Annotated in this window: 22 protein-coding genes and 1 tRNA gene; 5 read left to right on the top strand and 18 right to left on the bottom strand. The window is 30.5% G+C overall.

Annotated features, from left to right (window positions below; genetic code table 11):
• Window positions 1-49: 49 nt before the first annotated feature.
• From rfbD to Q0050_RS14660, 13 genes are read right to left on the bottom strand one after another with little or no spacing between them, the layout of a single operon-like run.
• On the bottom strand, window positions 50-943 hold the full coding sequence (gene rfbD / locus Q0050_RS14720; protein ID WP_298397551.1) for a dTDP-4-dehydrorhamnose reductase: 894 nt from the start codon (window positions 941-943) through the stop codon (window positions 50-52).
• A complete protein-coding gene (gene rfbC, locus Q0050_RS14715) occupies window positions 937-1,488 on the bottom strand; it encodes a dTDP-4-dehydrorhamnose 3,5-epimerase (RefSeq protein ID WP_298397549.1) in 552 nt (183 codons plus the stop codon). Before rfbC ends, rfbD begins: the two co-directional genes overlap by 7 nt.
• Window positions 1,489-1,506: 18 nt before the next feature.
• Complete coding sequence (locus tag Q0050_RS14710) at window positions 1,507-2,172, bottom strand: acyltransferase (RefSeq protein ID WP_298397547.1); 666 nt, start codon at window positions 2,170-2,172, stop codon at window positions 1,507-1,509.
• Window positions 2,173-2,198: 26 nt separating this feature from the next.
• Complete coding sequence (rfbA, locus tag Q0050_RS14705) at window positions 2,199-3,059, bottom strand: glucose-1-phosphate thymidylyltransferase RfbA (RefSeq protein WP_298397545.1); 861 nt, start codon at window positions 3,057-3,059, stop codon at window positions 2,199-2,201.
• Between the two features lie 28 nt (window positions 3,060-3,087).
• Window positions 3,088-4,089 carry a hypothetical protein gene (locus tag Q0050_RS14700; RefSeq protein WP_298397543.1) on the bottom strand — a complete coding sequence of 334 codons (1,002 nt, stop codon included), beginning with the start codon at window positions 4,087-4,089 and terminating at the stop codon, window positions 3,088-3,090.
• A gap of 7 nt (window positions 4,090-4,096) precedes the next feature.
• Window positions 4,097-5,785 carry a hypothetical protein gene (locus Q0050_RS14695; protein ID WP_298397541.1) on the bottom strand — a complete coding sequence of 563 codons (1,689 nt, stop codon included), beginning with the start codon at window positions 5,783-5,785 and terminating at the stop codon, window positions 4,097-4,099.
• A gap of 42 nt (window positions 5,786-5,827) precedes the next feature.
• Complete coding sequence (locus Q0050_RS14690) at window positions 5,828-6,703, bottom strand: carboxypeptidase-like regulatory domain-containing protein (protein WP_298397539.1); 876 nt, start codon at window positions 6,701-6,703, stop codon at window positions 5,828-5,830.
• Window positions 6,703-7,578: a carboxypeptidase-like regulatory domain-containing protein gene (locus Q0050_RS14685; protein WP_298397537.1), complete on the bottom strand. Its 876-nt coding sequence runs from the start codon at window positions 7,576-7,578 to the stop codon at window positions 6,703-6,705. The genes Q0050_RS14690 and Q0050_RS14685 overlap by 1 nt, the downstream gene beginning before the upstream one ends.
• Window positions 7,578-8,489 carry a carboxypeptidase-like regulatory domain-containing protein gene (locus Q0050_RS14680; RefSeq protein ID WP_298397534.1) on the bottom strand — a complete coding sequence of 304 codons (912 nt, stop codon included), beginning with the start codon at window positions 8,487-8,489 and terminating at the stop codon, window positions 7,578-7,580. Before Q0050_RS14680 ends, Q0050_RS14685 begins: the two co-directional genes overlap by 1 nt.
• Before the next feature lies 1 nt (window position 8,490).
• Window positions 8,491-9,981 carry a GH3 auxin-responsive promoter family protein gene (locus Q0050_RS14675; RefSeq protein ID WP_298397532.1) on the bottom strand — a complete coding sequence of 497 codons (1,491 nt, stop codon included), beginning with the start codon at window positions 9,979-9,981 and terminating at the stop codon, window positions 8,491-8,493.
• 2 nt (window positions 9,982-9,983) lie between these two features.
• On the bottom strand, window positions 9,984-10,202 hold the full coding sequence (locus Q0050_RS14670) for a hypothetical protein (protein WP_298397529.1): 219 nt from the start codon (window positions 10,200-10,202) through the stop codon (window positions 9,984-9,986).
• Window positions 10,203-10,251: 49 nt separating this feature from the next.
• Window positions 10,252-10,431, bottom strand: coding sequence for a hypothetical protein (locus tag Q0050_RS14665; protein WP_298397526.1), 180 nt, complete (start codon window positions 10,429-10,431; stop codon window positions 10,252-10,254).
• 4 nt (window positions 10,432-10,435) lie between these two features.
• Complete coding sequence (locus Q0050_RS14660) at window positions 10,436-10,939, bottom strand: peptidase (protein WP_298397523.1); 504 nt, start codon at window positions 10,937-10,939, stop codon at window positions 10,436-10,438.
• A 204-nt stretch (window positions 10,940-11,143) separates the two neighbouring features.
• Between Q0050_RS14660 and tatA the strand changes: the two genes are divergently transcribed.
• Complete coding sequence (tatA, locus tag Q0050_RS14655) at window positions 11,144-11,347, top strand: twin-arginine translocase TatA/TatE family subunit (RefSeq protein ID WP_298397521.1); 204 nt, start codon at window positions 11,144-11,146, stop codon at window positions 11,345-11,347.
• Between the two features lie 65 nt (window positions 11,348-11,412).
• Here tatA and Q0050_RS14650 read toward each other — a convergent pair whose 3' ends face one another.
• The 3 genes from Q0050_RS14650 to Q0050_RS14640 all read right to left on the bottom strand — a co-directional run bounded on the left by Q0050_RS14650 (window position 11,413) and on the right by Q0050_RS14640 (window position 15,382).
• Window positions 11,413-13,539: a Tex family protein gene (locus Q0050_RS14650; RefSeq protein WP_298397518.1), complete on the bottom strand. Its 2,127-nt coding sequence runs from the start codon at window positions 13,537-13,539 to the stop codon at window positions 11,413-11,415.
• 473 nt (window positions 13,540-14,012) lie between these two features.
• A complete protein-coding gene (gene rpiB / locus Q0050_RS14645) occupies window positions 14,013-14,441 on the bottom strand; it encodes a ribose 5-phosphate isomerase B (RefSeq protein WP_298397632.1) in 429 nt (142 codons plus the stop codon).
• A 704-nt stretch (window positions 14,442-15,145) separates the two neighbouring features.
• Window positions 15,146-15,382: a DUF2007 domain-containing protein gene (locus tag Q0050_RS14640; RefSeq protein ID WP_298397515.1), complete on the bottom strand. Its 237-nt coding sequence runs from the start codon at window positions 15,380-15,382 to the stop codon at window positions 15,146-15,148.
• A 108-nt stretch (window positions 15,383-15,490) separates the two neighbouring features.
• Here Q0050_RS14640 and rnr point away from each other — a divergent pair, with 108 nt between their 5' ends.
• From rnr to Q0050_RS14620, 4 genes are all read left to right on the top strand, one after another.
• Window positions 15,491-17,671 carry a ribonuclease R gene (gene rnr, locus Q0050_RS14635; RefSeq protein WP_298397512.1) on the top strand — a complete coding sequence of 727 codons (2,181 nt, stop codon included), beginning with the start codon at window positions 15,491-15,493 and terminating at the stop codon, window positions 17,669-17,671.
• 98 nt (window positions 17,672-17,769) lie between these two features.
• Window positions 17,770-18,438 (top strand): head GIN domain-containing protein, encoded by a 669-nt coding sequence (locus tag Q0050_RS14630; protein WP_298397509.1) that lies wholly within the window; start codon window positions 17,770-17,772, stop codon window positions 18,436-18,438.
• Window positions 18,439-18,538: 100 nt separating this feature from the next.
• Complete coding sequence (locus tag Q0050_RS14625) at window positions 18,539-19,243, top strand: LysE family transporter (RefSeq protein ID WP_298397629.1); 705 nt, start codon at window positions 18,539-18,541, stop codon at window positions 19,241-19,243.
• Window positions 19,227-19,880, top strand: coding sequence for a GldM family protein (locus Q0050_RS14620; RefSeq protein WP_298397506.1), 654 nt, complete (start codon window positions 19,227-19,229; stop codon window positions 19,878-19,880). The genes Q0050_RS14625 and Q0050_RS14620 overlap by 17 nt, the downstream gene beginning before the upstream one ends.
• A 576-nt stretch (window positions 19,881-20,456) precedes the next feature.
• Here the strand turns inward: Q0050_RS14620 and Q0050_RS14615 are convergent.
• Window positions 20,457-20,527, bottom strand: a tRNA-Cys gene (locus Q0050_RS14615).
• A gap of 94 nt (window positions 20,528-20,621) precedes the next feature.
• Window positions 20,622-20,981 carry a dihydroneopterin aldolase gene (gene folB / locus Q0050_RS14610; protein WP_298397503.1) on the bottom strand — a complete coding sequence of 120 codons (360 nt, stop codon included), beginning with the start codon at window positions 20,979-20,981 and terminating at the stop codon, window positions 20,622-20,624.
• Window positions 20,982-21,017: the final 36 nt, after the last annotated feature.

Here is a 21,017-nt window from a genome sequence, read left to right as displayed (position 1 = left end):
AAAAAATCTAATTTTTTAAATGCTCTATCATTTGAGATTTTATCGTCGTTTATTGTGTGTCTAAACTATATTTAACGGTTTTTAAACTTTCCTCCCAATCTTTGACCTCAACGTTAAATACTGATTTTAATTTGGTTTTATCTAGAACGCTATAAGCAGGTCGTTTTGCTGGCGTCGGAAAACTTGTGGTTGGTATGGCGCTTAAATTTATTTTTACCTTATTTATTTCGAATATTTTTTTAGCAAAGTCATACCAAGAACATTGGCCTTCATTGGAGAAGTTGTAGATTCCGAAATTGTTATAGGTTGTAGGTTGTGCGTTGTAGGTTTGAGTGATAATTGAAATCAAAACTTCAGCTAAATCAACTGCGTTTGTTGGTGTTCCTATTTGATCGTTTACTACCGATAGACTATCTCTTTCAGATGCTAATCGGAGCATTGTTTTCATAAAATTATTTGCAAATTGTGAATAAACCCACGAAGTTCTTATGATAAAATAATTTTCAAAAGTTTCTTGAATTGCTCTTTCGCCATCTAATTTTGTTTGTCCATAAACACCTGTTGGGTTTGGTGCGTCTTCCTCTGTATATCCTTTGGTCAAACTGATATTGTTAGCAGTGCCATCAAAGACAAAATCGGTTGAAATATGTAATAAAACTGTTTCAAATTTTTTACAAACTTCAGCTAAATTTTTTGCGCCAATAACGTTAATTAAATGTGCTTTTTCTGGTTCTGATTCTGCTTTGTCAACAGCTGTATAAGCTGCGGCGTTAATACAATAATTAGGTTTATATTTATCAAAAATAACTTCGCAACTTTCAATTGACGTGATATCAAGATCGGCTGATGAACAAAAAATAAACTTAATTTCTGGATAATTTGCAGCAATATATTGTAAACTTTGTCCGAGTTGTCCGTTGCTTCCTGTTACTAAAACTACCATACTTTTTTAGCCGATTTTAAGTTGGGAAGCAATTGATCTTTTTCTGAAATTATCAATTGATCCGTTTGAAATTGCCAGTCGATAGCTAAGTCAACATCGTTATATATTAAACCACCTTCGCTTTCTTTATTGTAAAAATTATCACATTTGTAAAAGAAAGTAGCTTTATCGCTAAGAACTAAAAATCCATGAGCAAATCCTCTTGGAATGTAAAACTGTTTTTGATTTTCAGCTGAAAGTAAAACTGAAATATGCTGACCATAAGTTTCAGATTCAGGACGAATATCAACAGCAACATCTAATACTTCACCACTTAAAACTCTTACTAATTTAGCTTGAGCGTGTTCACCTGTTTGGTAATGTAATCCTCTTAAAACACCTTTTGAAGAATACGATTGGTTATCTTGAACAAAATGAACTCTTTGTCCTACTCCTTTTTCAAAAGTTTGTTCATTAAAACTTTCCATAAAATAACCTCGTTCGTCATTGATTATTTTTGGTTCAATTATATAACAACCTTTAAGTTTGGTTTCAGTAAATACCATTGTATTATATTATAAATTTTATAGTTTCCAGTTTATATTTTCTTTTACGCATCTCACAGGATTACCTACATAAATTGCATTCTCAACTTCTAATTTTTTAGAAACTACTGAGTTTGCGCCGAGAACAGCATTGTCAGGAATAACAGCTCCTTTTAAAACCAAATTTCTGCATCCTATCCAAACATTATTGCCGATTTTAATTGGTTGTTCCTCATTAATTCTTTCACCAAGTTCATTGTGGATTTTATGCAAATCGGTATCCATTATTAAAGTATCCCAAGAAAGAAGGCAATCTTTTCCAAATTCGATGTTTAAATGAGCTACTATAGAACTTTCGGCTGTAATTGTAAAATTGTCACCTAAAGTAAGTGTGCCCTTTTCAGAAACCGAAATCTTGGAACCGTGACCAATGTTAGCCGAACCTTTAAAAATTAAACTACCATTAATATCTAATATACTTCGTGATCGTCTATCATCAAATATTCCTACATCGCCAAATCCAATTTTTATCATTCCTGACGAAATTGGACTATCAATTGTAATTTTTCCTTTTAAACTTCTAAAATATACATTTTTAGAAATAAAAAACGGAAATTTAATCGCTTGATTAAATGGGAGATACTTAAAATTAAAGTAGATAATTTTATAGCTTAAAATACTAAAAAACTTAGAATATTTACTCATGCTATAAAATTATCATATTAATCTGATTATTGCAATAAACTCATTAAATGTACTCCGTAACCACTTTTTAATAAAGGAGTTGCTAGTGTTTTTAACTGTTCTGCGTCGATAAAGCCCATTTTATAAGCAGCTTCTTCAATGGCTCCAATTTTTAATCCTTGACGTTCTTCAATAACTTGCACAAATTGACCTGCTTGCATTAATGATTGAAAAGTTCCTGTGTCTAACCAAGCTGTACCACGATCTAAAATACTTACTTTAAGATTTCCACGGTTAAGATATTCTTTGTTTACATCAGTAATTTCAAGTTCGCCTCGATGACTTGGTGCAATATTAGCAGCAATATCAACAACTGAATTATCATAAAAATAAATTCCTGGAACAGCATAATTAGATTTAGGATGCTCTGGTTTTTCTTCAATTGAAAGAACATTTCCTTCTTTATCAAAATCAACTACACCATATCGCTCAGGATCATGCACGTGATATGCATAAATAACTCCTCCGTTAGGATTGTTATTGGCTTGTAGTAATTCGGCTAGTCCTGTACCATAAAAAATGTTGTCTCCTAGAATAAGGGCCACTTTATCATCTCCAACAAAATCTTTTCCAATAATGAAAGCTTCGGCCAAACCGTTTGGGTTTTCTTGAACTGCATATTCAAATCTACATCCTAACTTAGAGCCATCACCTAAAAGTTGTTGGAATAATGGTAAGTCATGAGGCGTTGAAATAATTAAAATTTCATTAATTCCTGCCCACATAAGTGTTGAAAGTGGATAGTAAATCATTGGTTTGTCATAAATAGGCATTAATTGCTTACTTACTGCCAATGTTAATGGATGAAGCCTTGTACCTGAGCCACCGGCTAAAATAATTCCTTTCATAATTAGTTATTGGTATTTGGAATAATTTTTATAATTTTTGTTTAGCTGCTTGATTTCTGTAAAAAGAGATAAAAACGGATATAAAAATAAACATAAAGCAAAAAAGAAAAGGCAAAACTAACTTCAGTTTTCCGTTTAAGCCTTTAGAATTTATTACATTAGGTGTTATACTAACGTCTTTAATAAATGTATCTATTTTAACCAATTGAATTTTACCAGAAGCAATTTCACCAACTAATCTGTTTTTTAAATCAAATAGTCCGGTTAATTGATTGTTCTCGTTATTATAAATTAAATTAGATCCTTTATCGTTCTTGCCAATATTTCTAGATATGGTGTTTATTAGGGAATCAACTTGAACAATTTCGTTTTTATTTTTTTCTAATTGAATTAAAATATTCTCTTTAGTAATCTTTGTAATTTGATTTAAATAATCGTCAGTATTCAAGTATTTTAAGATGGGTTTAATAATTTCATCTTGACTGATTTTATCTTTTGAAGTAATTACTAACGAGTGATAAGGATAATTCTTACTAGTTAATTCATCTTTGATTACAGAATTGATATCATTGCTTTCTGCTAATAATTTAATAACCTCAAAATTTTGGGTGTTCTGAGCATTTGATGCTATAGCGGTATTATTATTAACAAAGTTATAAAGGTCAATAATTGGCTCTATCTTAATACTTTGAATTTGACTTGAATTTTTTATGCCTATACCTTTAATAAACGCCTGATCATTCTCAACCAATTTGGAACTTAATAGATCAATTTTTGAATAAAGATAATCAACACCACCACCAGCTGGTGAAACAATTATTTGACTGTCATAAACGCGTTCACTATCTAAATAAAATCCCAAACCTGCGCCTAAAATAAACAATAAGCCAAGCCAAATTATTCTATTCTTAATAAATTGAATTACGTTAAAAATTGATGTCAATATCTTTTCATACAGTTTACCAATACCGTTAGAAATTTGAGATAAATCAATTTCTTGATTGTCATTATTTTGGGGTGTTGTACTCATGCAAAAATTATTTTACGTTGAAAATTTGTTCTAATATTTTGATTGTAATCAAATAAGTTGGCTTTACTCCTGTTGTTCCTAAACCACCAGAAGCTAAAGTGCTACCTGTTTCTAATGGGTTGTCTGAAGCATAATAAGCATAACGCACTTTTATATTGGGATTGATACTTTTTCTAATTTTAGAAGCCGATTGAATTGCTTTTTGATAATAAGCGCCCTCCATTTCTAGACCAATTACACCCCAAGTTGACTCGTGAAAGAATTTTAGTAAATCTTTATTTTGAAGCGATGTTCCTAATACCGTAATCATTGGACCAGCAAAAACCGGTATTCCGTTGCCTGCAAGCATTTCGGCTGTTAGTTCATTTTCAAAGAAATAATTATCAGCTGTTCCTTCGTTAATATGTGCATTCGGAATCATTATATCACCTTTTCCACCTTCAAGAATTCCGGCTTTACCCATAATAGAAACCGATTCTACGTTAAGTAAAACTTTCTCTTTTCCGTTTTTGTAAGGTTTCAATAATTCGTCGATGGTTTCATATGCTTGCTCGCCAAAAGCATAATCCATTACAATAATCACCGGATTGTCTTTGCCAATTTTAGCGTTAGGAAACGCCGATTTTACCCAATCAATTTTTGCTGTATCAAATATTTGCACATCAATATTGGTTCCTGATTGATCTGGAAGTGAGATCATTCCGTGTTTTAAAGCAAACTCTTCTACTTTGTCACGAACGTCATGCGCACCTTGACGACTCAATTCTTCGAAAATATCGAAATCTGATTTTCCTTTAAATTTTGGTCCTAAAACGTGGGTTGCAAAAATTGAATTCATAACACTGTGCATATTCGCACTAATAATATGAATTGGTCTTACCAATAAGTTATTTTCTTTTAAAACTTCTTTGATGTTGTTTGCCCAAATTTCACCGTGAATGTGATGTCCAAGTCGCTCTCTTAAAATCGGACTGAAAGTAATTGTTCTTTTATTATTGTCAACTACCTCTTCAATAGCTAATTTTCCTAACCAATAAATTACGTGAAGGAATCTATCTGGTTTTTCTTTTGTTGCAAAAGAATCATAAATATCTAAAACCTCAACAAAAGTTCTTCCTAACACATTAGCTGCATGAGAAATCGCTTTCTCTTTTTCAATCTGCGTTAGCTTTTTAGTTTGTAAAGCGGCTTGCTCTAGTTTTTGCCAATCGCGCGAAATTCTTCCTTCTTCATCGATTAAAACTCTGTCTTTAATTTTGTGAGATTCGATAAAAATAAAAGTCAAATGCGTCAAAATATCATAAATATCTGATCTTCCGCGAGTGATTTCTACGTTCATTTGCTCTTCATCAATACGGTAGCAATTTCTTCTACGTTTTGGCGGAACAATGGCTTGAAAATGCGATTTTGAATACCCTTCATCTGAAGTTAAGTTGATGTATCGGCATTCTTCAATTCCTACAGGAAGTCGTTCGATAACATAAAGTAAACCATTTAGTTCTACTTTTTCTTCTGCGATACTTCCGTATATTTCTGGTCGAAGTTCTAATAATGCTTCTCTTAAAGTTTCTCCTGAAACACCCATTGGTTTGTAAAAACCTCTGTTAAATAAATGTCTCATCGTAATGTACAATCGTTCGATAGCTGCCGACGATTCTTGCGCTCTTGAGCGCGAAATGTTTTTAATTTCTTTCATTAAATTTTGTTTTCTAACCTGCAAATATAAGGATTTTATAGTTTAGTTGGTTAGGATAAGGTTAATTGCTGGTTCGTTAACCCTCATTTTACTTAACGTACCATCAATAGTATAGCGTTGTTCTTTGTTCCATTTTCCGCCAGAATATTCAAATTGAAAATCTCTTTCAACAAAGTTGTAAAGTAAAAAAGGAAAATAGGTTTTCTGAATTTTTTTTGTGTTTGAATTTAAATCTGTTACTTCCTTTTCAAGCTTATTTCTTTCGATTAAAAGTTTTTCAAATCCTACAAAAAGTCCTGATTTTGGTACTGTTAAATTAAATTCTGAAATGTCAAATGTGTGTTTGACAACGCCTTTGGTCACTGTTAAAATTAAATCTTTTTTTAATAACTCTTTTGATGGAAATCCCAAAGAATCAACAGCATAAAAATGAAGTTTTATCGTGGCATTTTCTATTTTACTGTCTGTTAAAACAGTAACTTTTTTTATGTATTTGGTTGCTTTATAAGAAGTTTTATATGGAAAAAACTTAACCACAATTTTTGGCCCATTATCAAAGGCTTGAGAAATTGCATTTTTGGTTTTTCCTATTTCAATTTGCTTCGTTTCTTTACTGTTTGAAAGCACTACTTCGTCAAGTAAATATTCGATAGACTTCAATCGAACTTCTTTAGCTTCGGCTATTTTTATGGTTTTCTTTTCAAATCCGATAGCCGAAAAAATCAGGTTTTTACTTTTCTCAGATATTTTTATTTCAAAGGTGCCATTCTCTTCAGATGTTGCTCCGCTATTTTCACCTTCTACCCAAATGTTCACAAAAGGAAGTGGATTTCCGGTTAAGCTATCTTTTACAACTCCTTTTATTTGAGCTGAAAAAGAAATAGAAAATAAGAGAAATAGAATAGTAATTTTTTTCATTAGTTTGTTAATATAATATTTATTGCAGGCACCATAACTTTATTATCCCACGGATTTTTTTCTTTAACCTTGATTTTATTAATTTTTGATTTTTTCCATTTTCCTCCAGTATATCGAAAGGAATTTTCTACTTCTGAATAATTGACTACCAAAGATGGAGCATAATTTATAGCACTTTGTTTTATTTTGTTATAGGTGTATTCGTAAAGATATTTATTTTCTTCAATGATAAGCCATTCCAAACCAATAACGACGCCGTTGTTAGGCATTTTTATTTTATATTTTGAAATGTCTACCACGTTTTTTCTCATTCCTTTTTTAACCGAAACAAAGACGTCTTCGAACAACATATCTTCATCGGGTAAAGAATCTTTTAGTTGAAATATTCTGATTTTTAATTTGGCATCTTTTTTCTCACTGTCTGACAAAAATACTATTTCTTTTAAAAAAGGTGTTTCGGCATAGTTTGGTTCGTATGTGAATAACTTGCCATAAATCCAAGGCTTATCTCCAGATAAATGTTTGTGGTGAATTTTTTTAGAATCGCCAATTTCTAATTCTTTAGTGTATTTAAGTTTTGATATTTCTACATTTTCTAATTGATATACAATTGAATTTAGAATAATTTCGGATGTTTCAGATACTCTACAAATCTTAGTTTGAAATCCAATCGCCGAAAAAACAAGTTTTTTTTCTTTTGATGTCTTTATTTCAAATATCCCGTTTTCTTCAGATGTAGTTCCAATATTTTCGCCTTCGACCCAAATGTTTACATAAGGAATTGGATTTCCGGTCAAGCTGTCTTTTACAACGCCTTTTATTTGAGCTGAAAGAGAAATAGAAAAAAGAAAGAAAACTATTTTAAAATATTTCATCAGTTGGTAAGCGTTATGTTTACAGATGGTACCAAATATTTATTGTGGTATTTTTTCATCAAGAAATTTTCAAAACTATTAGGATTTTGAATAGTAGTTTTTTCTGATTTTTCCCATTTGTTATTGATTCTTTTATTCCAACCTATTTGCTCATCAATTGGAACTAGCGGAATTTCTGGTTGATAAGAAAGTCCGCTAGAAAACTTCTTCTTTCCGTTTTTATCTTTGAAATAATACTCCTCAAAATGTTTGTTTTGTTCTATTTTTAACTTTTCAAAAACAATAAAAAATCCATTTTCTGGAATTGATATTTTAAATTTTGATAGATCAATTACGTTTTTACTGTTTCCTTTTTTTACTTCTAAAAACAGTTCTTCTGAAAGTAAATTTTCGCTAGGCGAACCATCTTTATTTACTTCAACAAGATATATTCTGACTTTAGCATTTTTATTTTTTGATTTTGTCTTAAATTTAATTTCTTTCAAAAACGGATACTTTTCTCTTTCATCTAACAAAGGCTTGAAATAAATAGCGTCAATAAAATATCCCATACTGTATCTAAAACCATTAGATTCATAGTATCCAATTTCGAGTTCTTGTGTTTGCTTTAAGCTAGAAACTAATACCTCATCAAGTTGATAAACTTCTTTTTCTAACACGATTTTTTCCTTGAATGGTGTTAGTGCTTTTTTGTAACCAATTGCTGAAAAAATCAAATTTTTGTCCTGATTCTTGATGTCTAAAGTAAAGCTTCCGTCCTGCTCGGACGTTGTGCCACTATTTTCGTTTTCTATCCAAATGTTCACATACGAAATGGGTTTGTTGTTTTCGTCAACAACAACGCCTTTTATTTGAGTAAAAGTAAATTGTGAAAGTAAAAGTAAAACCCAAACCTGTATTCTTTCTGTCATTTTAATAGTATTTCTGAAAAAAATCAGCTATTTTTCTATCGTTAGAAAGTCTTGGTAACTTGTTTTGACCACCTAATTTTCCAATAGATTTCATATATTCTTGAAATCCATTTTTAGAAACTTTTGTAATTACTAAAGTTCGCAACACTTTTCCAACAATTAAATCATCGTAATACACATTTTGTTTGCGCATTGCATTGTCTATTTTTAACGCAAATTCATCGAGATTATTGGGTTCATTCTCAAATTCGATAAACCATTCGTGATAAGGTAGTCCTGTTTCTGGTGCAATTTGTGGCGCGACAGTAAACTCATTTACTCGTATCTCAGTGTTTTCCATAGCTTCTTGCAAAGCGTGTTCGACTTCTTTGCCAATTACGTGTTCACCAAATGCAGAAATATAATGTTTAATTCGGCCCGAAACGATAACACGATAAGGTTTTAAACTTGTAAATTGAATGGTGTCACCGATATTATATGCCCAAAGTCCGGCGTTGGTTGAAAGAATTAAAACGTAATTTATATTCAATTCCACTTCGCCAATCGTATATCGTTTAGGATTTTCTGTGAAAAATTCATCGGCTTTTACAAATTCGTAGAAAATTCCCGAATTTAAGAGCAACAACATTCCTTTCTCTTTTTGAGAATCTTGGTAAGCAAAAAATCCTTCGGAAGCCGGAAATAATTCTATGGAATCTACTTTTCGTCCGATTAGATTTTCAAATTTAGCTCTGTAAGGTTCATAGTTTACACCGCCATAAATAAATAAATTGAAGTTTTTAAACAATTCTCCAACGGGTTTCTGTGCTTTTTGGTGTAATTTTTCAAAATACATTTGAACCCAAGAAGGAATTCCTGAAATCACCGCCATATCTTGATTGAAAGTTTCCTCAACAATAGCGTCAACTTTTGTTTCCCAATCGTCAATGCAATTGGTTTCCCAACTTGGCATTCGGTTTTTTTGCAAATATTTTGGAACAAAATGTGCTACGATTCCAGAAAGACGACCTAATTTAATTCCGTTTTTTTCTTCTAAAATCGGACTTCCTTGCAGAAAAATCATTTTGCCATCAACAAAATCAGCGTTTCCAGTTTCGTGAATGTAACTTAAAATGGCATTTCGCGCAGCTTGAATGTGAAAAGGCATCGATTCTTTGGTCAACGGAATGTATTTTGCACCCGAAGTTGTACCTGATGTTTTGGCAAAATAAAGAGGTTTTCCTTTCCAAAGAATATTTTCTTCGCCTTTAACAACGCGGTCAACATAAGGTTTTAATTGTTCATAATCTCTTATCGGAACTTGTTTTGCAAAATCTTCATACGTTTGAATAGCATTAAATTTATGATCTTTTCCAAACTGCGTTTCTTTCGCTTGACGGATTAATTCATTGAAAACTTTTTGTTGCGTTTCAACAGGATTTAAAGCCCATTTTTGAGTTTTTTTATGAATGGATTTGGCAAATATTTTGGCTGCAATTGATTTTATTGACATACTTATTCGGTCGGAAAATTAATTTTTATTGCTTTTTCTACTTTATAAAACATAAACGCTAAAGCTGCAATTATTAGCGCTATTTGAAGAAACAGATAGGTTTTAAAATTTGAATTAAACCAAGGTAAAATCATTGAAAGAACAACTAATTTTAAGGCAGTTATTATCATTTGAGTTGAAGAATATTTTTGAGCAAAATCCCATCTTTCTTGAGTTTTCATATATGTAAAATTTGAATTGTTAGAGGTCATATATGGTATCGCCTTTTATTTAATAGGTGTTTGTTTGCAACAAACTTGTTGTTAATGGCGATTTCATAGAATTAAAAGTTTTATACCTATAAATTACATTGATTTTCTTTGGTGGAAAAAAATATAGTACCAATCCTGCTACAAGAGAAACTATTCCAAACAACAATGGCAACTCCAAAAATTCACTTGTAATTTCCATTTCTCTATTTTCTTTCTTCTGTTTTGTTTCTTCTATTTTCTTTCTTCTCTTCCTCCGCAACTCGTTTTCTCAACTCTAACTCAGCTTCGGTTGCAGTTAATTGCAAATCGGGTAAAGTATCAACAGATATTGCCAAAATAGAATCTTTATTTACTTTGGCATAGTCAAGATTTCCTGTTAACACTTTCTTGATGGATTCTAAGTAAGCTTCGTTTTTCTTGATTGCAAACTCTAGCGAATCTGATTTTAGCGCTAATTCTGTAGCTTCTCTTTTAAGTTTTCCTGATGGATATCCCGGAATGTATTCTCTTAATGGTGTGAATGCGATAATCAAAGTAGTTACAAAAATGATTAAAATAGCACCAAGTGTTGCGAAAACAAAAACGTTCATCAAGGTCAATCGCAATGAAAAAACTTCTTCAAAAGTCTCATCATTGAGAATTACCAAACGGTTTTTAGTGAAAAGATGTTTCTTTAGTTTTTGTTTTTTGAGGCGCTTTTTTGACATACTTTTAAATATAATACAAATATAGAAAATTTGTTCTATTGCTTTATTTCATAAGACTGCAGGTTTACAATAAAAAAACCGTCATAAACAGGCTATTTAACATAAAATAAATATAAATAATTTTAGTATTACTACAACTCGACCATTTTATTTTTACATTTGCATCTTGTAAATAACTGAATTTAATTTTTAATAAATAAAAAAATGAATTTTTTAACTATATTTTTAGGGTTTATGCCTGGAGGATCAGAATGGATACTTATCATAGTAGTAGTTTTATTGCTTTTTGGAGGTAAAAAAATTCCTGAACTGATGAAAGGTTTAGGTTCTGGAATAAATGAATTTAAAAAAGCTTCAAAAGGTGAAGAACAACCTGCTGATTCTAAAAAAGAAGAAACTAAAGAGTAATCTTTTTAATTTTAAAATAAAAAAATCCCAAATTCTATATTGTCTTAGAGTTTGGGATTTTATTTTTATAGAATCATTGTAAGTTGTATTCGCTTCCTGTCTTCATCAACCTCAACAACTTTTACTTGAACGTGTTGGTGCAATTTAACAACTTCATTTACATCCGAAACAAAGCCAGCTTTTAGTTGGGAAATGTGAACCAAACCACTTTCTTTTACTCCAATATCTACAAAACATCCAAAAGCGGTGATGTTATTAACAATTCCAGGTAAAATCATTCCGGTGCGAATGTCTTTTATGGTTTTTACATTTGGATCAAATTCAAAAACTTTGGCAGCTTTTCTTGGATCTAATCCTGGTTTTTCTAATTCTTTCAGAATGTCTTTTATACCAAGAATTCCTATGGTTTCGTTGGTGTAATTTTCTGGTTTTATTAAAGCAATTTTTTCTTTGTTGGCTATTAATTCGTTTACCGAAATTTTTAAATCTTTTGCCATTTTCTCCACAATTGGATAAGCTTCTGGATGCACCGCCGAATTATCTAACGGATTTTTTCCGTTGTGAATTCTAACGAAAGCTGCAGCTTGTTGATACGCTTTTTCACCTAATCTTGGCACTTTTTTAATTTGTTTTCTATCTTCAAACGGGCCATTTTCTTGACGATAAGCAATAATATTTTCGGCCATCTTCTCTCCTATTCCACTCACATAACTCAACAAAGATTTACTTGCGGTATTGATGTTAATCCCAACTGAATTCACACATCTAATTACGGTATTATCCAATTCTTCTTTCAATTTTGTTTGATCCACATCGTGTTGGTATTGCCCTACTCCTATTGATTTTGCATCAATTTTTACCAATTCAGCCAATGGATCTGAAAGTCGTCTTCCGATAGAAACCGAACCACGAACCGTTACATCATAATTTGGAAATTCGTCTCGCGCAATTTTACTTGCTGAATAAATGGATGCTCCAGCTTCTGAAACTACAAAAACCTGAACTGGTTTATCGAAGGCTATTTTCTTGATAAAAAATTCGGTTTCACGAGATGCCGTTCCGTTTCCGATAGAAATGGCTTCGATGTTGTAAGCGTTTACCATTGATTTTATCTTTTTCATCGCCATTGCTGTTTCATTTTGCGGCTGATGTGGATATATGGTTTCGTTGTATAATAAATCGCCTTTTTCATCTAAACAAACTATTTTGCAACCACTTCTGTAACCTGGATCGATGGCTAAAATTCGTTTTTCTCCCAATGGTGGCGCAAGTAAAAGCTGGCTCAAATTTCCTGCAAAAACGTCAATCGCTTTTATATCTGCTTTGGCTTTGGCTTCTTGTAATGTTTCGTTTGATATAGCTGGATGAAGTAATCTTTTGAAACTGTCTTCGATTGCTAATTGAACGTGATTAATCGATGGACTATTTCCGTTTTTGATTATGATTTCATCAATCAAATCGTAAGTTTCATCAATATCGGTTTCGATTTTTAGTTTAATAAAACCTTCGTTTTCAGCACGAAGCATTGCTAATAATCTGTGTGAAGGTGCTTTTGACAAAGGTTCTGACCAATCAAAATATTGTTTGAATTTTTGTGCGTCTTCTTCTTCCGCTTTCTTTTTTACAACTTTAGTTTCAACAACTGCTTTTCTGTTATACAAACGACGCAAACCTTGACGCACGGCAATATTTTCGTTTATCCATTCGGCAACGATATCTCTTGCGCCTTGCAACGCCTCTTCTTCGTTTTCAACATTTTCATTGATATATTGTGTTGAAAGAAAATCTACATCATCATTTTTTTGAGCTAAAATTAATGTTGCTAATGGTTCTAATCCATTTTCACGAGCAACATCAGCACGCGTTTTTTTCTTCTTTTTATAAGGTAAATACAAGTCTTCTATTTCTTGTAAATCGAATGACTTTTCAATTTTAGATTTTAAATCTGGCGTAAGCTGTCCTTGTTCTTCAATAGTTTTAAGGATGCTTTCTTTTCGTTTTACAATTTCGTCGTATTGCTTCGATAGTTTGGCAATATTCTCTACTTGAACCTCATCAAGATTTCCGGTTTGGTCTTTTCGATAACGAGAAATAAAAGGAATGGTACAATCTTCAGAAAGCAATTTTAAAGTTGCTTCAATGTTTTTTGGAGTCGTGTTTACTTGGCTTTGAATGAAATTTATGTTCGTCATTTTATGCTTAATTTAATGCAGTGGTTTTTATGTTTATCGAAAGATTTATGGTTTTTATGTTTAGTCAAATATATCAATTATCAATCTATATTATGATAAAAAACATTAATTCGGTCAGTTGGTTGACGGAATTAATATGAATTTAGTAATTTGACATTATAGAATTATAAATTTTAAATCCTAAATCGGTGTAAAGAATTCCAAGAGGAATGTTTATTAACAGAAGAAATAAAGTAAAAAGTATGGTGCTTCTTTTTTCGACTTCTTTAAAAAAGGAAACGGCTAATTTCAAAAAGATATAGCTATTAAAACCCAAAGCTGTGAAAAAATATAAAAAAACAAAATAGATAGTTCCTTTAAACTCTGTCACGTAAAATATTACCATAAGTAATGTTGCCACTAAAAAAGTGAAAAGAGAAACTTTTCTTCCAAAATTTATATCCTTATGTAATGTTTCGTTTAGGTTCAAATTTTTAACAGCTTATTTTATTAACTCTTGTTGCGTGTCTTCCTCCTTCAAAATCGGTAGTTAAAAAAGTATCTACAATTTCAATCGCTTGTTGGATAGAAGTAAATCGCGCCGGAATACTTACCACATTTGCATCATTATGTTGGCGCGCAAGCGCCGAAATTTCTTTGGTCCAACAAAGAGCAGCTCTAATTCCTTGATGTTTGTTGGCAGTCATTGCGATTCCGTTTCCGCTTCCACAAATTACTATTCCTAAATCGGCTTTTCCTGATTCAACATCGGTAGCAACTGGATGACCAAAATCTGGATAATCAACACTATCAAAAGTATTAGTTCCGTGGTTTAAAATTTCGTGTCCTTTTGAAACTAAATAATCAACAATTGCTTTTTTATAGTCTGGTCCGGCGTGATCGTTTCCGATTGAGATTTTCATATTAATTTGAGTTGTAGTTGTGGAAACAAATTTAGTTAATCTTATTTGTATTTCCATTTGATTTTTATAAAAATATAACTCTCTGATTTGCTTGCGTTAAGGAAATATTGTTAATAAGATATATTTATAAGTAGCTGTAAATCATTACATTTTATTTAATTCAAATGTTAAAATTTTACATTGTTAATAGCGATTTGTAATTCGTTGATAATCAGTTAACGTTAAGTTAACACCAATTGTTAACAACTTTGAATAGAAAATTAGAAGTTTTTCTTGGCCGTATGTAAATTAATTGTAATCAAAAATTGGTATTTAAAATCCAAATTTAGTTTGGTGAATTTTTAGAAAAGTTATCAATACAAAAAACTACTTTTTCAACAGAAATTAACAATCAAAGTTATTTACAAAATGTTTGTTTTTTTAGTTGTTAACAACTGTTGATTGTTTCTAAAAAGAGCTTAAAAATGAACGAATTACTTTCTTAAAAGTATGTTAATAAATCGGTATAAAAAAGTATAACTTGAAAATCAACTTTTAAAATTTAAAGTTATTGTACAAATTAACACGCTATAATAACCATCATAAATTAATTTAAATTTAAATTTTCTTTTTATTGTTTTTTATATGTGTTGAAAACTCTTTAGATTTTTGATTTAAGATTAACGAAATTTGATTTTTGAATTTCTTTCTTTCTTCAAAATTCGTTAATCAACAATCGTTAATCTTGTATTTAAGTTATCTAAAATTTCTTTTACTTTTTCAAAATCGTTTGGATGTACTTTTAAATCAATTCCGCCGTAAGCGTAACTTGCTAGTGGATCAATTGAAATTAAATTTTCATTTTGAAATAAATAAGGAACGCCTTCATTTTCTAAAATAGATTTTAAAACGATGATTTCGTGTGCAAAATTGAATGTGGCAATAGTGATGAATTCAGACATTTTATTTTTTTATAAAGATACAAAAGTTATTTTTTCGATAAATCTCACAACTAATTACTATTTACTAATTACTATTCACTAATTTTAAACTTTATTAAGAAGAAGATTATGAGTAAATTCCCAAAAAAGTTTGGAAAAAAAGAGAAAACTTTCTCTGAAAAGATTTTAAAAATACTATCTAAAAATGCCAATAAACCATTCAATTACAAACAAATATGTGCTGTACTTGAATTGAATGATACTAAAAGTAGAAACGAGATTATTAAAGATTTAAAAATTCTTGCTGCACAAAAAGTAATTATTGAAAGTGAGCCAGGAAAATATTTAGTAAAAGCAGTTTCACAAGATTATTACGAAGGAACCATCGATATGACTTCCAGAAAAACCGCTTATTTTATTTGCGATGAATTTGAAGATGATGTTTTTATTCCGACCAATAATTTGAATCACGCTTTAGATAAAGACAAAGTTAAGGTTTATGTTTATAATCGTCGTCGTGGTAAAAAACCTGAAGGTGAAGTAATTGAAGTTTTAGAACGAAGTAAAACAGAATTCGTTGGCGTTATTGATATTCAGAAGAATTTTGCTTTTGTGACCACTGCCAATGCTAAAATGTATACTGATATTTTTATTCCAAAAGATAAATATAACGGAGCTGAACAAGGTGATGTTGTTGTTGTAAAAATTGAAGATTGGCCTAAGAAAGCTGATTCACCATTTGGTTCGGTTATCAATGTTTTAGGAAAACCTGGCGAACACGATACTGAAATTCACGCGATTCTTGCTGAATATGGTTTACCTTATGACTTTCCGGTTGATGTTGAAGTTTTTGCACAAAAATTAGATACCGCTATTCATCCTGAAGAAATTGCAAAGCGTCGTGATATGCGTGATACGTTAACGTTCACGATTGATCCGAAAGATGCCAAAGATTTTGATGATGCTTTATCGTTCAAAAAATTAGAAAACGGAAATTATGAAATTGGTATTCATATTGCCGATGTTTCGCATTATTTGCAAGAAGGAACCATTCTAGATGATGAAGCTTACAACAGAGCGACTTCGGTTTATTTAGTTGATAGAGTAGTGCCAATGTTACCTGAAGTTTTATCTAATTTTGCTTGTTCACTTCGTCCGAATGAAGAAAAATATACGTTTTCTGCTATTTTCGAAATTGATCATAAGGCAACTGTTTTAAATCAATGGTTTGGTAGAACAGTTATCAATTCTGACCAACGATTTTCTTATGAGGAAGCGCAAGTTATTATTGAAACCAAAGCTGCTACAATTCCGGCTGAAATTTCATTAACAGGCAAAGAATACAATGCATCTGATGAAATTACAGAAGCTACTTTAAAATTGGATGAATTAGCAAAAATTCTTCGTAGAAAGCGAATGAGTGAAGGTGCGATTTCATTTGATAAAGTCGAAGTAAAATTCAATTTAGATGATAAAGGTGAGCCTGAAGGTGTTTATTTCAAAGTTTCCAAAGATGCTAATCATTTGATAGAAGAGTTTATGCTTTTAGCTAATAGAAAAGTAGCAGAATTCATAGGGAAACAAAAGAAAACATTTGTATACAGAATTCACGATGAACCTAATGAAGATAAGCTTTTTGCAATGCAAACTTTGATTATGAAATTTGGTTATAAACTAGATTTACGTGATAACAAAAACATTTCTAAATCGTTAAATCAATTAATGTCAGACGTTAACGGAAAGAAAGAGCAAAATTTAATTGATACGCTAGCTATTCGAACGATGAGTAAAGCTAAATATTCAACAGAAAATATTGGTCACTACGGGTTAGCATTCGATTATTACAGCCATTTTACGTCGCCAATTAGACGTTATCCTGATGTAATGGTACATCGATTACTTCAATATTATTTAGATGGCGGAAAAAGCGCCGATGCAGAAATCTATGAAGAAAAATGCGAACATTCCAGTAATATGGAAAGTTTAGCTACAAATGCCGAACGCGATTCGATAAAATACATGCAGATAAAATACATGCAAGATCACAAAGATGAAGAGTTTTTGGGTGTAATTTCTGGTGTAACCGAATGGGGAATTTATGTAGAAATTGTATCTAATAAATGCGAAGGAATGTGTAGAATTCGTGAAATTAAAGATGATTATTACACGTTTGATGAAAAACAATATGCTCTGGTTGGCGAAATTTCTAAGAGTTTATTACAATTAGGCGACGAAGTTTACGTTAAAGTAAAGAATGCTGATTTGGTTAAAAAACAATTAGATTTTACTTATTTAAGAAAGAACGAGTAAAATTAGTATTCAGTGTTCAGTTTTTAGTGTTCAGTAATTTTTTTATTTTTTACTGTAACAATTTAGATTTCTTATTGTCTTTAATTAAAAAAAATATTATGAAAAAAATAATTTATAGTTTCTTATTGGTCAGTTCAATCGCATTTTCACAAACAGAAAAAAGTGTTGGAGATTTTAACAAAGTAACTTCTTTTGATAAGATTGAAGTTTTACTAATTCCTTCTAGTGAAAATAAAGTGGTACTTGATGGCTCAGGTTCAGAAGATGTTGAGATTGTTAATAAAAATGGTGAATTAAAAATCAGAATGCGTTTAACCAAAATGTTATCTGGTGATAATATTTCAGCAACTGTTTATTTTAAAAAAATTGATGCTATAGAAGCTAATGAAGGTTCAAGAATTTCTTCTGATGCAACTTTTAAAGCTACAACTTTTGATATTATTGCAAAAGAAGGTGCTCAAATAAAATTAAAAATAGATGTTAACAAATTAACGGCTAGAGTTGCTAACGGTTCTACAATTACACTTTTTGGAATATCTCAAAATCAAGATGTTATAGTAAATTCTGGTGGAATTTATGAAGCTGAAAAATTAGAAACTAAGCAAACGGTAATCACAGCAAATGCTGGTGGCAATGCTGAAGTTTTTGCAACTGATTTAGTTGATGCTAAAGTTCGTGCTGGAGGTGACATAAGAATTTTTGGTAAACCAAAACAGATCAATCAAAAAATAGTTGCCGGCGGAACAATTAAAGAAGGAAATGATTAAAGTGAAAAGTAATTAGTGATTAGTGATTAGTTTTTTTATTTTTGTTTTACATTACTGTTTACTAATCACTATTTACTAATTACTAAATAAAAGTCACTTGATAATAAACGATATTCTATCTGCCTTACCTTGGGGAATTCTACTTGCATTTACTGTTGGTCCAGTATTTTTTGTGCTATTAGAAACTAGTATTACAAAAGGGTTTCGTTCCGCAATGGTTTTTGATTTAGGCGTAGTATTTGCTGACTTCATCTTTATTTTAATAGCTTATTTTTCTACCAATCAAATACTTCAAAAGCTTAAAGACGATCCAGGATTATTTATTTTTGGAGGTGCAGTAATGTTTGCCTATGGCGTCATATCTTACATAAAAGAAAAGAAAAACTATAAAAAACAACTTGAAGAAGAATTAGAAGATGATAATATTCAAAAAAACAACTACTTAGGTTTATTTTTTAAAGGATTTCTGCTAAATTTTATCAATATTGGAGTACTAGCTTTTTGGATGGGAATCATCATTGTTTTTGGTCCAAAATTAAATATGGAAACCAATAGAATTGTACTTTTCATAACTTGTATAATCCTAACGTATTTCGCTGTTGATATCATAAAAATTATGGTAGCCAAACAATTGAAATCAAGAATGACACCACACAATATTTATAAGATAAAAAGAGTTATAAGTATTATTCTAATGATTTTTGGTGGATTTTTAATGGCGCAAGGTTTCTTCCCAAAAGAAAAAGAAATGATCAAACAAAAGTTTGGAATCAAAGAACCGGTTGTAAATGAAAAGTTTAATTAATGTAATTTTTCTAGTTTTTACACTTTCATTTTATGGACAAAATGATACGATTTCGGTAATAAAGCATACTGATAAAGATATTATTGTAAATAAAGAATCAAAAATTGTTTATCGTGGTATGATAAATAGTTTATCTATTGAAGTTCCTAATTGTAAATCATTTAAAGTAACTGCTGATGGATTAACGATGGTTTCCAAAAATCTTTTTAACTTAAATCCTCTTGCTGGTTCAGAAGTAATAGTTACTATAGATATTGTTTTAAAAAATGGTAAAAAGAAGGTAGAAAAGCACCTTTTTAAAATAAAAAATTTAAGTAATGTTATAACAACAATCAATAATTTATCAGGTGAAACAATTAGTGTTGAAAAAAGTAAATTAAACAATTCCTTTTTGAAAGTTTTTGCATCTGATAAAAATCTAAACTTAAATTTATCTGTTGTAAGTTTTAATATTAGTGTATCAAATGGAAAAAGTTTTCAAGTTGTAGGAAATAAAATCACTTCTGAAGCTTTTGAATTTATTAAGAGATATGTTTCAAGTTATCAGGAAATTACTATTTCTGATATTCAAGTTCGTTCTAATTCAACGTTTAATGGCTGTATTAGACCTGCTCCATTTAAAATAAAAATTTTATAGTTAAAATTTCGTCATGTTGACGATAAGAAACATTTCATTTGTAACTTTTTAATTATTTTGTTTATGATTAACTTGTGTGATTCTTCGTTCCTCAGAATGACAAAACTAGATTGAGATTTACAATTGTAAATTCAATTTCAATTAATTTTTTAGATTCTGAAATAAGTTCAGAATTTAACAGAAAAAAGAGATACATTTCTGTATCTCTTCTTGAGTCATCTTCCGGATTCGAACATAACTTTAATTAATTTTTTCTAAAAATTTTAAAACAAAAAAAAACCTCCAAGTTTCCTTGAAGATTTCGATTGAATCGTCCGGATTCGAACATAATTTTAATTAATTTTTTCTAAAAATTTTTAAATAAAAAAACCTCCAATTTTCCTTGAAGATTTCGATTGAATCGTCCGGATTCGAACATAACTTTAATTAATTTTTTCTAAAATTTTTTAAATAAAAAATCCTCTCAATTGTATGTGTTTTTATGAAATCATCGTCCGGATTTGAACATCATTTTAATTAATTTTTTCTAAAAATTTTAAACAAAAAAATCCTCTCAATTGAGAGGATTTTTAGAAGAGGCATCGTCCGGATTCGAACCGGAGTAGGAGCTTTTGCAGAGCCCAGCCTAGCCGCTCGGCCACGACGCCAATTATTTATTGGACTGCAAATATAATATAAAAAATACAATATGCAAATTCCAAATTCCAATTTGAAAAATATACTTTTCTAAGTTTGGAATTTCTAATTTCTATATTCTTCCATTTCAATGGTAACCGCTTCAACATCACCACCAATAGGCGGATTAAGTTTAGAAACTGCCAATAAAATTCTAGAAACAGATGGAATTTCTTTAAAGATTCTTGTGATGATTCTATGTGCTACGTGTTCCAAAAGTTTGGCTCTAATCGCCATTTCTTCCACTACAATATGATTTAAAAGTACATAATCTACCGTATCTTTCAGTTCATCCGAGAGCGAAGATTTTCTTAAATCAGTTTTAATTTCTAAATCAACTCTATAATCTGAACCTATTTTTGCTTCTTCTTCAAGACATCCGTGAAAAGAATAAGTTCTAATATTTTGTAATTTAATTGTTCCCATTTTTTATGTTTATGGTTTATAGTTGGGAGTTTATGG

The sequence above is a fragment of the Flavobacterium sp. genome (genome assembly GCF_027483985.1).
In the GTDB taxonomy this organism is placed as follows: Bacteria; Bacteroidota; Bacteroidia; order Flavobacteriales; family Flavobacteriaceae; genus Flavobacterium.
The sequence above is the reverse complement of the archived record's forward strand: the minus strand, read 5'-3'. Positions and strand labels throughout refer to the sequence as shown.